The following is a 14,447-nucleotide window of genomic DNA, read 5'->3' as shown; positions in this document are numbered from 1 at the left end:
AATAAAATGTATTATTGAAAAGCACAATTTATAATTCAAGTAATCAGGACTATGCGCCCATTATAATTTGAACATTCAGAAATTATAATATTGTCTAAAAATGAGGTGAGATTCATAGAAACAGTACATATTAAATGGTATGGAATGTATAGTATAAATGATTTTTATAATAGGGAAGAAGCTTCTAAGAAGGGGATATTTGCAATCTCTAGAGTATGTGCTAAGAGTGTAACATTGCTATATATAGGACAAACCAAAAGAAGCTTTATACAAAAGATAAGGGAACTTAATAAGGAGTGGCCTTTCGATGAGAGCGAATTAAAGATTACATTAGGAATAATAGAATTTCCTAGTGGTGAAATTTACTCTGAAAAGAAGGTAAAAGAGATAAAATCCCTTTTGATTTTACGACATACCCCATTAGAAAACGAAACATCTTTATTATACTATAGAGGGAAATTTAATTTAAAAATTATAAATAAGGGAAGAAGAGGTTTAATTGTTAAAAAGCTTTCTACAGGAGATCTAATATGGACATAATGGGAATCACCTTTGAATAAAATTGAAAGTTTCTTAAGTGCAGAAGCTTATCTATTTTTAATGTATTAAACTATTTTGAATAACATATGTCAGATACTTGAAAAAACACAAATTTTATTATGATATGAAATCCTGTATGGAAAGTGTAGTTTATTTCTATTGTTTAATAAAAATATTAAGAATTTTAGGGATAATACATAAAGAGTAGAGGAGAAAGTAAACACGGAGGTTTGAAGAATGGGACAAGTAAGCAGATTTCAAGAAAAACAACAGAATCGTCGTCAAAAGGCAATTTTTAATATTGCATTTACTTTGGTATTAGTGACAGTTGGTATAGTGACATACCAATTGTTTACCCCTTCTAATACATCAACGAAAGCAATTGCTCAAGAAAAGAAAGTAACAAAGATAGAAGAGAAGAAAACTGAAGATAAAGAAACAGCAAAGATAGAAGAAAAGAAAACTGAAGATAAAGAAACAGCAAAGATAGAAGAGAAGAAAACTGAAGATAAAGAAACAGCAAAGATAGAAGAGAAGAAAAATGAAGATAAAGAGGCAGCACAGCTAGAAGAGAAATCAAAAACAGAAAAATCGGTAAAAACGAACGGAACTGAAAATAATGAGGAAGAAAAAACGGCATCTCAAGAAAAGGGTTCTCAAACTAATCCTTCTTGGAAGCCAATTGGTACCGAGCAAGGAGCAAAACCTGAAATGAAATTTAAAGAAGGAACAGTAGATTGGAGTGAGATGAAAAAAGCAATTTCTTATGCTGTTGATGTTCCAGAGAGCCAATTGATTTTCGATTTTATTGGGAATAATGGTAATAATAAAGCCTACGGTAATGTACGAGATAAGCAAAATAATAAAAAATATAAGGTTAATATTGATTGGGTAGAAAATCAGGGGTGGAAACCAGTATCTGTACAAGTGGTAAGATAAATAATAGAAATGTAATGATGTAAATCAGCTGTCCATATGGACAGCTGATTATTTTTTTTGCTTAGCTATTTTTTTGAAAATGCTGGTGGTACCTCGTTGAGAAACAGGAATTAAATCTATATTTTGTTTTATTTACCTCACTACTTTATCCATAACTTCTTTATATTTATAATAGTAATTAGTTTCAAATAAATAGTTGTACGGAAGAAAATGTTCCTTGTAAGTAGTAAGCATCCTTTGCAATTTTAATTTATAATTATTTATAAAAAAGAAAAGACACCCTAAGGTGCCTTCCTTCGACTTGAACCATCTTAATTTTAATAATATATTGGACTCCCATCCAAATATTATTTTACCATGTTAAATTGTTTTATTCATTGAGAAATATAGTTTCATTTTATATTTAAAAGAATTCTATAGGCTAGAACCACCTATTAATTAGGGGGAACTGACATGTTAAGCTAATATTATAGTACTTCTAGAACGGAAATTTTTTTTAATATGTATACGAGTCACATATTAAAAAAAAGACACTCTCAAGAGTGCCTCTCCTTAGCAGCCGAATCCGCCGCCCCAACAGCTAGCGCCAACGATGATTAATAAGATGAAGAGCACAACAAGTAAGGCAAATCCGCCGCCGAAACCACAGCCTCCACCACAACTACCGCCATAGCCCATATTAACTCCTCCTTCCATAAAGACCATTTATTAATGGATTTAATTTACTTTATGTTTTTAAGGATGAATGGAGCAGGTCCTTAAAAAAATAAAAGGATTTTAGAAGTTAAAAAGAGTTGACGACCTTATTTTTGTCACCGGCATTTCGTCTTCTACATATTGTATTTTATTCTGTGTATTGGGGGAAGGAGGATCTTATGGCTAATTCTGAGATGATTTTACGTTTACTTACGGATTTAAAGATTGAACAACAATTGTTGAAAGAACAGTTAGAGAAAATGCAAACAGCTGTGACCATTCTTGAAGAAAAATCAGTGACGCTTAAAGAAAAACCAGCGACGCTTAAAGAAAAAACAATGACTCCTGAAGAAAAACCATCTGTTACAAAGCAAAGAGCTTTTTCTGGACGCCCAACATCTTTTCGTGATTGGAGAGCATCTGCTCAAAAAAATTCATAAAACTATAAAAAAAGAAGACATCAATTAAGCTGTCTTCTTTTCTTATCCAATCCAAATGAGTTAAGAAGGTATATCCATATTGCTTTAAAAATAAGAAGAAAATAACGATTGTCGACTCCTATTTTAGTATAGCGTATAATAATCTATATATTTATGTAATTTTACATAAATATATAGATTATATAATGTTAAGCGTATATATTTTAGTTGTCTGTTATTTGTTTTAATTCATTTATTCTTATTATTTTTTAAGAGCCCCAATAATGGGGCCTTTTTATAATTGTGTTAAAGTAGAAACCCCTCAAGCATAAGGAGGGGTTACATAACTAGGAAAATAGTTATTTGTGTTTAATGAGAGGAAGTTCAGGGTATTGTTTCTGAATTTCTTCTAAATGATTTTCGCTTTTGCCTTTTAAAGTTTGATCGAAAAAGTTAGTTACTAGTTTATTAATCAGTTTATAGTTTGTGGCTACATCTTCGCCAGGTTCATTAATAATAGGTGAAAATGCTGCTAAATCTGTAAAACTAGTATGGTTTGTTTTTGGAATTACCACTGTGTACACGCCCGGTTTTTCAATAGTTTTATTTCTTGAATAGACTATTTCCAATAATTCATTTTGGATTCCGGTTGTCTTTGGATTCTCAGCCTCTTTCATAAAACGAATCGTAGCTTCAGCATTCATCAACATGAATGGTTTTTGAGGACCGTCTTTAGGTAGTGGATCGCCATATAATCCGCCATCCATATCAATTGCAGCTTTAATACGCGTATCCTTCACTAACATTTGTGCGGCAGTTGCTCCACCAAAAGAGTGACCGAACATTCCAATTTTGTCATAGTCAATTAAGTCTGCAATAGTTTTAAAACTTTTATCGAAATTGCCTTCTATTACTTCATTTAAAACAAAAGTAGTATCCTGTTCCCATTTTTGAACTATGGTATTTAAGGCGGTAGGTGTATATTCAATTGGTATAGAGTCTACACGGTTTCCATTAGGGAAAATCGTTGTTGCTGCATATCCTGTGAAATTAAGAGCGATTACTACATAGCCTTGACTAGCTAATTCCTCTAACTGGAATGTATTTTGTTGACCATATAATCCCATCCCATGGCCGAATAAAAGGAGGGGGAATTTTTCTTTATCTTGAAGTGGCTTAGCATTCTGATAAGAATGTGTTTTTGTCAGCCCTAAATGTGTCGTTACGATATATGGAGCACCGTTTGTTACTGCCAATTGTTCAGCCAGCTCGTTTATGTTCTCAAAATAGGCAGAAGGCTTCCCTGATCCTTTTGTGGCAGGATAGTATACTTGTATCATTAACTCACGATTTCCCTGACTATTTGGTACAGTTGTTTCTTTTCGATTTGTATCAATTAAATGAAAAGCTTTCGTTCCTACTGTATATTTTCCAGTAGGCTCCGGGAGTGTTATGATCGGAAAAAGTAAAGGTAATGTAAACATTGCGATAGCAGTTACGATAATTCCTAAACCTTTTAAAACTTTCATCACTAACTTTTTAGAAACGGCTGTAGTTTTTGGTTTCAAAAAAACTTGTAATGTTAAAACGAACAATAAGAAATAGGCGGGAATCATACGCCAGTTTGCACCAATTACAATGATGGTGGCAAATAATAATGCATAATTTATTAGTAAAAGGACTCCATTTTTTTTCGTCAAACCCCTTTTGATAAAGATGGGAATGATACTAGATAAAAGTAATACAGCAACAAAAATGATTTCTAACATTTTTAGCTCCTTTCCTAATCAATATAGATATAGATTGATAATTTACAACCTTCCCAATTATATAACTATAATTGATGATTGTATGCATGTAAGTAAGTTTAGAATGTTTTTATATAACATTTAAAAAAGTACTCGTACGAGTACTTTTTCTTAAATGAATTATTATTTATTTTTAAACCGTTCCCCATAAATGATAAACCATACCGATAACAAAAAATGCTAGTCCTACAAACAAAACGATTAAAGCAAGCATCCCGTTTTTATTATGCTCCATAAAGTCAGCTCCTTTTTAAGTTGTATACAAAAAGCCTTTAGTCATAATTATGGCTAAAGGCTCCACTTCTCATACTCTTTCGTTTACAAAGAAAAGACACCCATATAAGAGTGTCTTTTCCAATAGTTTGTTAGCAGAAGCAAGAAGCTCCAACGATGATTAATAAAATGAATAACACAACTAATAATGCAAATCCTCCAGCAAAACCGCAGCCTCCGCCGCAATTACCACCAAATCCCATAATAGTTCCTCCTTTAATAAGAGGGGAAAACAAGGGGTCACTCGTGTTTTTTAACGGATTCCATTTACTTTATGTTTGACGCATGAATGTGAGCAGGTCCTTTTGTATTTCATTAATATTCATCAGCATTAAATTCTTTAATGAGTGAAATATCGTTTGTATCAGGGTTAAACTTAAATATTTTAATTTGACCAAAGTCATCTTTATGTGCAAATGTATTTTCACCGATTTGGGTCATATTGCTAATATTTGGGGCAGAACTGCTGCCATGATCATTGATTTCTACCACTCTTTCACGATCCCAAAATGCAATGACAATGATCAAGATAATAAGGCATATACGTATGTTACGTAGTTCTCTTGCTAGAGGATGCTCCATATGATAGTCTCCTTCTTCAGTTAATAGATTTTGTGTATAAAAGAGATATTTTCCATGAGAATATAAATAAAAAAGACACTGTAAAAAGTGTCTTTTTTATCTAATTTATGCGCATTGCTTAATAAGACGCTAGTTCCTCAAGTTAAATATGAGTAACTATGTAGGGTAGTTCTATTATAACATTTTAACCATTAATGGGTCTATATGGAATTTTATCAATATTTATGTTTGATTATTCAGAGTGATACATGTGGTGAAATATGTAAGTTACCTACAGTAATTGTAAAATATAATGATGTATATAACTAGTCTTGTAATGAACTTTTACTATATTTAAGATTGAAATAGGAATGAAAAAAGCACAAAGAAGGAGCTGTAGCATATGGGCGCTTGGGGAACTGGATTATTTGATGATGATACGACTTGTGATGTGAAAGAGCAGTTTATTGAATATATAGAAGAAGGTAATAATGTAGAAGAAGCAACTAAGCTCATTTTAGAAGAGTATGTAGATGAGTTTGATATAGAGGAAGATTTAGAAGTCATGTCTTTAGTATACATTGGTCTTGCGGCAATACAATTGGAGAAAGGTTGTCTTCAAGAAGAAGTTCGCAACAATGCGATTGCATTAATTGAGCGAGGGGCTGACCTTGAGCTTTGGGAAGAAGCTGATGCGGAAGATTATGAAGAGAGAAAGAAAGTTTTAGATAAATTCAAGCAACAGCTGATTAACGGTTAGTATTTTTCAACATGAAAAGGAGACATCTTAATGGATGTCTTCTTTTTTCATTGTGAATAAAGTCCGGAGCTATATTTCCCTTTACACGAACATAAAGGTATAATATAGTTTAGTTAAGTTAACTAAACTATATAAAAGCGTGACTGGAGGAAGAACGCTATGACGAGATCATATAAAGAAGTAATTAATGAAATGAATCGAGCCTACACGGAACTCTACATTTTACTATTTCAAGATTTAAAGGATGAGTTTGGTCTTACTGGACAGCAAGAGAGCATGCTATTTCATATTCATTTAAATGAAAACACGACAGCAAATAACATTGCGAATACGTTTAATATAACGAAAAGTGCGGTGAGCCAAGTTTTATCGAAATTGGAAAAGCAACAGATGATTTCAAAACAAGTGAATCCGAATAATAAAAGGGAGTATTTCCTTACACTTGGTCCAAACGGTAGTAAGTATATGGAGCAATTGTCGAAGTTAGATGATGTATTAATTGAGAAGTATTTCTCGAAAATTGATATTGAAGCGTTGCAGCAAATGACAGAGACGTTAACGAAAATAAATAAAGTGATATTGGAAGAAAAGCAGAAGGATCTTGATTGTAATGAGTAAGAACTTAGATGAAGCAATTAGTAGAAAGGAGGAGAAGCATGTGATGAGTTACATACCAAATATGATTACGATAGCAAATTTTGTGTGTGGGCTTTTGGCTATTCATGCTGTTTTCGTTGACGATATGTACGGTGCAGTTATGTTCATTATTACAGGTATGGTCCTTGATTTGTTTGATGGCATGATCGCTCGGAAACTTGATTCTGTTTCAGAAATTGGTGGAGAGCTGGACTCATTTGCGGATTTAGTTACTTTTGGTGTGGCACCATCTATTCTTGCATATAATGCTTCGTTAAAAGATTTGCAGTCTATCGGGATGATATGCGCGCTCGCTTACAGTATTTGCGGAATGCTTCGGCTTGCGAGATTTAACACACAGCAAAGCAAACTCCCAACATTCATCGGAATGCCCATTCCATTCGCGGCGATGTGTCTCCTCATTTTATGTCACCTAAATAATCCAGTTTCCGTGGCATTTGGTACAAGCGTACTCGCGTATTTAATGGTGAGCAAAATCAAATTTCCTCATTTTAAAAAAGATATAGCTGAAAGCTTGGATTCTGAAAGATTGGATTGATAATACGGAATTACAATGAGAAAGATAAAGGAGAATAACATGATTCGTATGGCATTAAGATCATTCAACATACAAATGTATTGTTTGCTAGGCGTAATGTTATTGGGATGGCTCGTGACACCTTTTTCAGCCCAGTTTGTCGGGATAAGCATTGGCCTTTTGGTGAGTATGTACTGCGCCTGGATTTTAGGAAGGCGTATTGAAAAGTTCGGAGATAGCATTGTAAAAAAAGAAAAAGCACCGATGCTCGGAATGATAAATCGGTTCGCAGCCGCAATACTCGGCGCGATTATTATGTATGAAATTGAACATCATGAATTCATGTGGACATTTGCAGCTGGAATTATGGGTGGGTATTTCTTGATTATTATTAATTTGGGGTATTACAGTATGAGGGATGAGAAGGGATAGATGGGTAAACTCTCAAGTATAGAATGATATACTTAAGAGTTTACTCATTTTAAATTTATCTATTACTTGTTGTAACATATCCATTAGAAAAATCCCCATTGCTGTACTGTTTAGCTTTTTCAGTACGTCTAACAATATAACATATATATTCATTATTTTTGGAAATCTTAATCTATTAAATGTCCCTTTTTCGGAGGTCACTTCATTTCGCTAGAAGGCTTTTTTATTTTTCCCGAGAATGAACAGTAATATATAATCTAATTTTCGTGAATGTAATGGGGAGGCAGTAAAATTTGAACAGAAAAATTTGGTTTGTATTCACTTTTTTTGCTCTTTTAGTAGCTAGTTATATTGTTGTCCAGTATTTTATTATGGATGGATTTCAAACAGGACTTGTAAAAGCGAAGCTTATGTTTGGATCTAAATTAAGTGAGTTCTGGTATAGTATGTTATTTATACATATTACGACTAGTATAGTAGCATTAGTAATTGGTCCTTTTACATTATCCACTAAATTTAGAGAAAGGAATATTAACCGTCATCGAATAGTTGGGAGAATCTATATGGTTGGTATATTATTAGGAGGCGTTTCTGGACTATATCTATCCTTTTATGCTACGGGAGGATTGGTAGCGAAGCTAGGTTTCGGTTTGTTATCCATACTTTGGCTAGTATCAGCATATCAAGCGTTACATAGAGTTAAGAATAAAAAAATTAAAGAGCATCGGAACTGGATGATTAGAAATTATTCTTTAACCTTTGGAGCAGTTACATTAAGAATTTGGCTACCGTTGTTTATCGTTCTATTTGGAATAGAGCGGTTTGAACTTAGTTACGCTATTATTGCTTGGTTAGCATGGGTACCTAATTTAATTGTGGCAGAATTATTCATAAGAAAAAGACTTAATAAAGGAAAATACAAAGGAAATGAGGATTTACATTTTTGATGTGAATCTGCTGTTATATTGAGGACAGAATTCTTCAGTAATTCAATACCTTTATAGGTGTAAGCATGGCGTTACCTAACAACGAATAGCGGATTCCTAATAAGAGTAATAATAAAAACTAACATAAAATTTAAGAAAAATTTTATATTTACCCTACTTTTTATTTTAAAAGTTTTTCCTATCCTATAAACAAGTTACATCAAGGAGGAGACTGAAAATGAAGGAGTGGGGATTTTTTATTTTTAGTATATCCCTGATATCCGAAGACAAAGTAGAAGATTAAATATATGAACAAATTACCAGTTCTTAAATAATAGATGAAAATGTAAAGTTAGGGGATTCCACATGCATACAGGAGTTTTGATTAGTTATTTGTATACGTATTTTTTTACTATAATTTTTTGTATTTTGTTTCAAATTAGATTTTATTTTAAAGCGAAAAGAAACATATCTATTCGGCATTTTCTATGGGTATATATTTTTCTATTCTATCTTTCGCTAGTGTATAAGGTGACGCAAATCGCGACTGTATGGGATATAAGTAGATATGAAACGTGGATTCGTGTAAGTCAAATCAACTTGACTCTATTTGATACGGCAGGTAGTACGACGTATCTTTTAAATATTGTACTGTTTATGCCGTTCGGCTTTTTATTACCGACTATTTGGCCGCAGTTTAGAAAAATGAAAAACACCGTATGCGCGGGATTCCTTTTTTCATTGGCAATTGAGTTAAATCAATTACTAAATAATAGAATTACAGATATTGATGATTTATTTACGAATACCCTCGGAGCGATTGTTGGGTATGTATTATATAAAGTATTATATACAGCGTTATTTAAATTGATATTGAAAAGAGAGGAAAAAGAGTTTGATACGAACTCTCCTTTAGTCATAAAATACGAGGCTGTTTTTTGTTTAGTGTGTTCATTTGTAGGTGCAATGTTAATTTATCATCCAGCTTTATTTGGAAGACCTGTAATCATCCAGTGAGGTAATTACGAATTTCTTTTGAACGCTCGTGCGATATTTCAATTTGTAAAAAGCCTTTAACTTGTTATAGTTAAAGGCTTTTATCATCATAATTTTTACTTACCAATTACCCACTCTAACATCCACCTTCAACCACTTCACCCAATCCAAATCCTCTACCTTAAGCAAACTAAGCGAAACACCCTTCATATCTAAAGAAGTTAACAGTGTACCAACCTTTACGAATGTGACTTGCAATCCTTCCAGTTCACACAAACGGCGAATGTCGTTTGCGAAAATGTATTGTTCCATTAATGGAGTTGCGCTGAGTCCATTAATGAGGATAGCGAAGTTGTCTTCTTTTCTCCAGCGATAAATGCTTTTAAGTTTGTTCATTAGTTCGATTGCTAATATTTCAGAAGAGGATAGTGCTTCTTTACGATATCCTTTTTCTCCGTGAATGCCGACGCCGTAAAACACTTCATCGTCATTTAATGTGAATGAAGCTTTTCCTTTTACTGGATCGTTGGCAGGGGAAAGGGCAACTCCTAATGTGTGTAAGTTTTCAGTGATAGAACGGCCAAGTGTTGTTAGTTCTTCTAAAGAATGGCCTTCAAGAGCGGCCGCACCAAGTATTTTTTGAACGAAAACAGTACCAGCGACGCCGCGTCTTCTTTTATTAAAAGAAGCATCATCTTCAATTGAAACGTCGTCATTTACGATGATATGGTCAATTTTTCTTCCTTCTTCTTTAGCGATCTGCTCAGCCGCTAGAAAGTTCTCAACGTCATCTTTAAAGTTTTTAATGATGAATAAAATACTTTTATCTTTTGGCATGAGGCGAGTAGCCGCTACAATTTGTTCCACTGTAGGCGGAGTGAAAATGCTGCCGTTTACTGCCGCTGTAAGCATACCTTTTCCTACATAGCCAATATCAGCGGGTTCATGTCCGCTACCACCGCCGCTTATAATCGCGACGTTTTGCTTTAGTTTTTCGATATCCTTTACATAAATGATGTTATTTGTTTCGTCGTAATTTACTTTGTCGTTATGTTCAAAATAAAAGCCATGCAGCATATCTTGAACGATATTTTGTACATCATTCATAATCTTTTTCATTGCTTTTGCCACCCTTTAATTACTTTGCTGATTGCTCAAGTAATAGTAGTAATTGATTGTTTATCATATTTTTCATAAGAGAAGACATAATGGAAGGATCTACTTCGCACTTGCTTTCAATCCAATCTTTTATCGTTCCAACGAAGCCGTGACTATAAAAGGAGGCAATCGTATTTTTTGTCTCATCAGAAAGGCTGAATCCACAGCTTACAGATAGTTCATCAATAATCTTCATATATAAGTTTTTCGTATGCTCAAATAAATAGTGATTAAACGAGTTTTGCTCAATAACTTTAAAAGCATTTCGGTAAAATTTTTGATTTTCATAAAAGTAATCAAATAATAAATCAAAAATGTTTTCCCATTTTTCATAATCGAGAAAGTCTATAATATTTTCTTTCGTTTCTTCTCTATAAATCCAGCTTAATAGTTCAAATTTATCTTTAAAATGATAATAAAAAGTTTGCCTACGCATTTGACAGTGTAACATAATATCGCTCACTGATATTTTATGAAACGACTCTGTTTCCATTAAATATTTCAATGAGTTCGCGATTATCTTTTTAGAAATTATAGAAGAGGTCATCTGAATCATCCCTAGAATGTTAGTAATATAAAAATCCTATCTATAAATGAGAGCGGTGTCTTTAGACAGATTGTCCATTTTGTCCGTTTACTATAAAGCGCTTTCATTTTAACATGAGTAGTAAGAAGAAGATTTCAAATATATCACAATATATTAAAGGAATTGAGGGATAATCACAATGAAAAAGATTATAAACAAACCAGAAACATTAGTAATGGAAATGTGTAACGGAATGGTTATGGCTCACCCAGAGCTTGAACTTTTGAAAAAATATAAAGTTATTAAGAAGAAAGAAATGAACGAAAACAAAGTAACGTTAATTAGTGGCGGCGGTAGTGGCCATGAGCCGGCACATGCAGGATTAGTCGGAAAAGGAATGTTAGATGCGGCGGTGTGCGGAGATGTGTTTGCGTCACCTTCACAAATTCAGGTATACCAAGCAATTAAAGAAACAGCTAGTAAAAAAGGTACGTTATTAATTATTAAAAATTATAGCGGCGATATTATGAATTTCAAAAATGGTGCGCATTTAGCGACGGAAGATGGAATTGAAGTCGACTACGTAAAAGTGGACGATGATATTGCGGTAGAAGATAGTCTGTATACAGTAGGACGCCGCGGCGTTGCAGGAGTTATTTTAGTTCATAAAATTGCCGGCGCAGCAGCGGAAGCAGGTATGGATTTAGGAGCGGTAAAAGCTGTCGCAGAAAAAGCAGCGGCTAACGTGCGCACAATCGGTTTAGCGTTAACGTCTTGTACAGTTCCAGCGAGCGGATCACCTACTTTCACACTTGCGGAAGATGAAATGGAATACGGCGTAGGTATTCACGGCGAACCAGGAATTAAACGTGAAAAAATGTTGTCGGCTGATGAATTAGCTAACCGTATGACAAATGATCTTGTAAAAGATTTAGGAGTAAAAGATGGCGAAGAAATTGCACTTCTAGTTAACGGTTTTGGCGGAACACCACTGCAGGAACTTTACTTATTTAACAACGCCGTTACGAGAGAACTAGCTGCAAGAAACATTAAAATTAATAGAGTATTCGTCGGTAATTATATGACAAGTATCGATATGGCTGGTATGTCTTTAACTGTAATGAAATTAGATGATGAGTTAAAAACATTACTATCAAAAGAATGTAATACACCAGCGTTTAAAGTAGATGGACCAGTTGAAAGTGTAGAGTATGTAAATGTACTTGAAGAAACAGAAGAGAAGGAAGTTTCATTTGAACTAGAAACGGCGGAAGAACACGCTGTTATTAAAGATAATGTCATTACATTAAACAACATGATTTATCTCGTTGATAAAATGAGCGACGTTATTATTAAAAATGAAGTACCGTTCTGTGAGCTAGATACGCATGCTGGTGATGGTGACTTCGGAATGAGTGTTGCAAAAGGATTTAAACGATTAAAACGTGAATGGCATTCTATTGTAGATCAAGAGAACGTAACGATCGGATCATTCCTTGACGGTTGCTCCATGATTATTATGGAACATTGCGGCGGCGCATCTGGTCCAATTTGGGGCGGTGCATTCCGCGCTGCTAGTAAAGCAGCTGGCGAAAAACGTGAGCTAACAGTGAAAGAATTCGGTGAAATGTTACAAGCGGCACTGCAAGGCATCCAATCGATCGGTGAAAGATCATTCGGTAGAGGAGCAGTAGTTGGTGATAAAACACTTGTTGACGCGCTTGCTCCATGTGTAGATTCTTGGTTAGATAGCGCCTCAAACGAAGTAGACGTAAAAACTGCCTTTGAAAAAGGTGCAGAAGCAGCGGTTAAAGGAGCAGAGTACACGAAAGAAATCGTAGCACGCATGGGCCGCGCTGGTACAGTTGGCGAAAGAAGTTTAGGATACCCTGATGCAGGTGCACATGCGCTTGGAGTTATCTTTACGGAGATTGCGGGTAGTTTGAAATAGTAATTGGAAAGTCCCTCTGCCTTAAGGTGGAGGGACTTTTCTGTAGTTTTCGAGAATAATAGTATGTGTCTTTTTGTATCACCAAAAACGACCGATTTTGGTGATACAGAAGGACATAAATCTTGTTTTTTGTTATGTCTTCATTTACAACGGTTTTCAAAGGAGATATTCTTAGTAAGAAATTATATTGAAAAGAGGTTTTGATTGTATATGATGAAGCTTATTAATCGCTAATTAAAATTCAAACGAATTTTATACTGTAAAAGATCAAATTAAGGATAATTCCTTGATTTTATTTGTTATCCCCTTTTACTAGTAGCGGTTAGAAGACATTATATCTTATCAAAAAATTTCATGTTATTTCACGATATCTATTCTTTCGGGATAGGTGTATTTATAATAGACAGAAATTTGACCATGAGAAGATGTTTCTTCTTGTGGTCTTTTTTTGTCGTTTTTTGATTCCGGAAGCATGTTTCTATGCCGTTACACCTATTATAAGGCGGTGATTAACGAAAACTTAGTAGTAGATTGTTGTAAGAAATATACACTCTTTTTAGGGAAATATAATAAAAAATGGAGGATTTATCATGAATGAATATCAATTAATTAGTGACTACAAGCAAAATGAAAAATATAAGGAAAGCTTTAATGACCTTGCAAAACATGTATTTGAATTGGATTTTAAAGGATGGTATGACAGGGGCTGTTGGAATGATAACTATATTTGCTATTCTTATGTGGATGGAGATAAAGTCATCGCAAATACATCTATTAATAAAATGAATGTAATCTCTAACGGTAAGGAATATAAAGCAATTCAATTGGGTACAGTGATGACACATCCGGATTATAGACATCAAGGTTTAGCGACTAAATTAATGAATCATATCATTAAAAAATACGAGAAGAATTATGATTTTATATACTTATTCGCGAATGATACGGTGTTAGAATTTTATCCTAAATTTGGTTTTGAAAAGGTGCAAGAAAGTAGCTTCAGCTTGAAGGTTTCAAATATGATACGTCAAATAGATAAAAAGTAAGATTTACGAAAGTTAGATGTTAATAATCAGGCTGATTTTGAGCTGATGAAGGAATATGAAGCCGAAAGAATTCCGGTGTCTTCTAGATTAGGTTTGAAAAATAGTAACATTATTCACTTTAATATATTAATTATTTTTTGTTGTCTTGTTAGTTAAAGGGGTACTTAGTACAAAAAATAACCGTAGATAGTAGCACGAACACTGTTCTTGTTATAATTAATTTTTTTCAGAACGTCTATAAT

The 14,447-nt window shown here is 33.7% G+C and carries 17 protein-coding genes; 11 read left to right on the top strand and 6 right to left on the bottom strand.

Annotated elements, in window-relative coordinates; translation table 11 throughout:
• Window positions 1-105 precede the first annotated feature (105 nt).
• Together GBN78_RS24080 and GBN78_RS24075 are read left to right on the top strand one after the other, a co-directional pair.
• Window positions 106-540: a hypothetical protein gene (locus GBN78_RS24080; protein ID WP_002100802.1), complete on the top strand. Its 435-nt coding sequence runs from the start codon at window positions 106-108 to the stop codon at window positions 538-540.
• Window positions 541-777: 237 nt separating this feature from the next.
• Window positions 778-1,479 (top strand): YrrS family protein, encoded by a 702-nt coding sequence (locus GBN78_RS24075; RefSeq protein ID WP_063263979.1) that lies wholly within the window; start codon window positions 778-780, stop codon window positions 1,477-1,479.
• A gap of 552 nt (window positions 1,480-2,031) precedes the next feature.
• Here GBN78_RS24075 and GBN78_RS24070 read toward each other — a convergent pair.
• Window positions 2,032-2,157, bottom strand: coding sequence for a YjcZ family sporulation protein (locus GBN78_RS24070; protein ID WP_000540377.1), 126 nt, complete (start codon window positions 2,155-2,157; stop codon window positions 2,032-2,034).
• 197 nt (window positions 2,158-2,354) lie between these two features.
• Here GBN78_RS24070 and GBN78_RS24065 point away from each other — a divergent pair, with 197 nt between their 5' ends.
• A complete protein-coding gene (locus GBN78_RS24065) occupies window positions 2,355-2,615 on the top strand; it encodes a hypothetical protein (protein WP_000013693.1) in 261 nt (86 codons plus the stop codon).
• A gap of 338 nt (window positions 2,616-2,953) precedes the next feature.
• Here the strand turns inward: GBN78_RS24065 and GBN78_RS24060 are convergent, their stop codons facing one another.
• From GBN78_RS24060 to GBN78_RS24050, 3 genes are all read right to left on the bottom strand, one after another.
• Entirely contained in the window at window positions 2,954-4,363 is a 1,410-nt protein-coding gene (locus GBN78_RS24060) for an alpha/beta hydrolase family protein (RefSeq protein WP_000889700.1), read from the bottom strand.
• Window positions 4,364-4,767: 404 nt separating this feature from the next.
• On the bottom strand, window positions 4,768-4,878 hold the full coding sequence (locus tag GBN78_RS24055; RefSeq protein WP_076775409.1) for a YjcZ family sporulation protein: 111 nt from the start codon (window positions 4,876-4,878) through the stop codon (window positions 4,768-4,770).
• A gap of 112 nt (window positions 4,879-4,990) precedes the next feature.
• Window positions 4,991-5,257, bottom strand: a complete 267-nt coding sequence (locus tag GBN78_RS24050; RefSeq protein ID WP_000400949.1) for a YmzC family protein — start codon at window positions 5,255-5,257, stop codon at window positions 4,991-4,993.
• A gap of 382 nt (window positions 5,258-5,639) precedes the next feature.
• Between GBN78_RS24050 and GBN78_RS24045 the strand changes: the two genes are divergently transcribed.
• The 6 genes from GBN78_RS24045 (at window position 5,640) to GBN78_RS24020 (ending at window position 9,545) form a co-directional block, all read left to right on the top strand.
• Window positions 5,640-5,996: a DUF4259 domain-containing protein gene (locus tag GBN78_RS24045; protein ID WP_000501494.1), complete on the top strand. Its 357-nt coding sequence runs from the start codon at window positions 5,640-5,642 to the stop codon at window positions 5,994-5,996.
• Between the two features lie 159 nt (window positions 5,997-6,155).
• Entirely contained in the window at window positions 6,156-6,614 is a 459-nt protein-coding gene (locus GBN78_RS24040) for a MarR family winged helix-turn-helix transcriptional regulator (RefSeq protein WP_000198626.1), read from the top strand.
• Window positions 6,607-7,191, top strand: coding sequence for a CDP-diacylglycerol--serine O-phosphatidyltransferase (gene pssA / locus GBN78_RS24035; protein ID WP_000042018.1), 585 nt, complete (start codon window positions 6,607-6,609; stop codon window positions 7,189-7,191). The genes GBN78_RS24040 and pssA overlap by 8 nt, the downstream gene beginning before the upstream one ends.
• Before the next feature lie 39 nt (window positions 7,192-7,230).
• Entirely contained in the window at window positions 7,231-7,602 is a 372-nt protein-coding gene (locus GBN78_RS24030) for an ATP synthase subunit I (protein ID WP_000620606.1), read from the top strand.
• 293 nt (window positions 7,603-7,895) lie between these two features.
• Window positions 7,896-8,549 carry a DUF2306 domain-containing protein gene (locus tag GBN78_RS24025; protein WP_070183578.1) on the top strand — a complete coding sequence of 218 codons (654 nt, stop codon included), beginning with the start codon at window positions 7,896-7,898 and terminating at the stop codon, window positions 8,547-8,549.
• Between the two features lie 345 nt (window positions 8,550-8,894).
• Window positions 8,895-9,545 carry a VanZ family protein gene (locus GBN78_RS24020; RefSeq protein WP_003312683.1) on the top strand — a complete coding sequence of 217 codons (651 nt, stop codon included), beginning with the start codon at window positions 8,895-8,897 and terminating at the stop codon, window positions 9,543-9,545.
• Between the two features lie 99 nt (window positions 9,546-9,644).
• Here GBN78_RS24020 and dhaQ read toward each other — a convergent pair whose 3' ends face one another.
• Both dhaQ and dhaS read right to left on the bottom strand, forming a co-directional pair.
• Window positions 9,645-10,643 carry a DhaKLM operon coactivator DhaQ gene (gene dhaQ, locus GBN78_RS24015; protein ID WP_152127764.1) on the bottom strand — a complete coding sequence of 333 codons (999 nt, stop codon included), beginning with the start codon at window positions 10,641-10,643 and terminating at the stop codon, window positions 9,645-9,647.
• A 19-nt stretch (window positions 10,644-10,662) separates the two neighbouring features.
• Window positions 10,663-11,229 carry a dihydroxyacetone kinase transcriptional activator DhaS gene (dhaS, locus tag GBN78_RS24010; protein WP_000204212.1) on the bottom strand — a complete coding sequence of 189 codons (567 nt, stop codon included), beginning with the start codon at window positions 11,227-11,229 and terminating at the stop codon, window positions 10,663-10,665.
• A 178-nt stretch (window positions 11,230-11,407) separates the two neighbouring features.
• Between dhaS and dhaK the strand changes: the two genes are divergently transcribed.
• Both dhaK and GBN78_RS23995 read left to right on the top strand, forming a co-directional pair.
• Entirely contained in the window at window positions 11,408-13,159 is a 1,752-nt protein-coding gene (gene dhaK / locus GBN78_RS24000; protein ID WP_070183580.1) for a dihydroxyacetone kinase subunit DhaK, read from the top strand.
• Between the two features lie 590 nt (window positions 13,160-13,749).
• The gene (locus tag GBN78_RS23995; protein WP_076775411.1) at window positions 13,750-14,205 is read left to right on the top strand and encodes a GNAT family N-acetyltransferase; all 456 of its coding nucleotides are present in this window, start codon (window positions 13,750-13,752) and stop codon (window positions 14,203-14,205) included.
• Window positions 14,206-14,447: the final 242 nt, after the last annotated feature.

It is taken from the genome of Bacillus sp. B2-WWTP-C-10-Post-4 (genome assembly GCF_009183805.1).
In the GTDB taxonomy this organism is placed as follows: domain Bacteria; phylum Bacillota; class Bacilli; order Bacillales; family Bacillaceae_G; genus Bacillus_A; species Bacillus_A cereus.
This window is presented reverse-complemented; position numbering and strand designations above follow the sequence as displayed.

Coding starts and splice junctions, on each gene's coding strand:
- GBN78_RS24070 (WP_000540377.1), bottom strand. CDS start 2,157: ATGGGCTATGGCGGTAGTTGTGGTGGAGGCTGTGGTTTCGGCGGCGGA.
- GBN78_RS24030 (WP_000620606.1), top strand. CDS start 7,231: ATGATTCGTATGGCATTAAGATCATTCAACATACAAATGTATTGTTTG.
- dhaK (WP_070183580.1), top strand. CDS start 11,408: ATGAAAAAGATTATAAACAAACCAGAAACATTAGTAATGGAAATGTGT.
- pssA (WP_000042018.1), top strand. CDS start 6,607: ATGAGTAAGAACTTAGATGAAGCAATTAGTAGAAAGGAGGAGAAGCAT.
- GBN78_RS24020 (WP_003312683.1), top strand. CDS start 8,895: ATGCATACAGGAGTTTTGATTAGTTATTTGTATACGTATTTTTTTACT.
- dhaS (WP_000204212.1), bottom strand. CDS start 11,229: ATGACCTCTTCTATAATTTCTAAAAAGATAATCGCGAACTCATTGAAA.
- GBN78_RS24045 (WP_000501494.1), top strand. CDS start 5,640: ATGGGCGCTTGGGGAACTGGATTATTTGATGATGATACGACTTGTGAT.
- dhaQ (WP_152127764.1), bottom strand. CDS start 10,643: ATGAAAAAGATTATGAATGATGTACAAAATATCGTTCAAGATATGCTG.
- GBN78_RS24040 (WP_000198626.1), top strand. CDS start 6,156: ATGACGAGATCATATAAAGAAGTAATTAATGAAATGAATCGAGCCTAC.
- GBN78_RS24050 (WP_000400949.1), bottom strand. CDS start 5,257: ATGGAGCATCCTCTAGCAAGAGAACTACGTAACATACGTATATGCCTT.
- GBN78_RS24060 (WP_000889700.1), bottom strand. CDS start 4,363: ATGTTAGAAATCATTTTTGTTGCTGTATTACTTTTATCTAGTATCATT.
- GBN78_RS24055 (WP_076775409.1), bottom strand. CDS start 4,878: ATGGGATTTGGTGGTAATTGCGGCGGAGGCTGCGGTTTTGCTGGAGGA.
- GBN78_RS24075 (WP_063263979.1), top strand. CDS start 778: ATGGGACAAGTAAGCAGATTTCAAGAAAAACAACAGAATCGTCGTCAA.
- GBN78_RS24065 (WP_000013693.1), top strand. CDS start 2,355: ATGGCTAATTCTGAGATGATTTTACGTTTACTTACGGATTTAAAGATT.
- GBN78_RS23995 (WP_076775411.1), top strand. CDS start 13,750: ATGAATGAATATCAATTAATTAGTGACTACAAGCAAAATGAAAAATAT.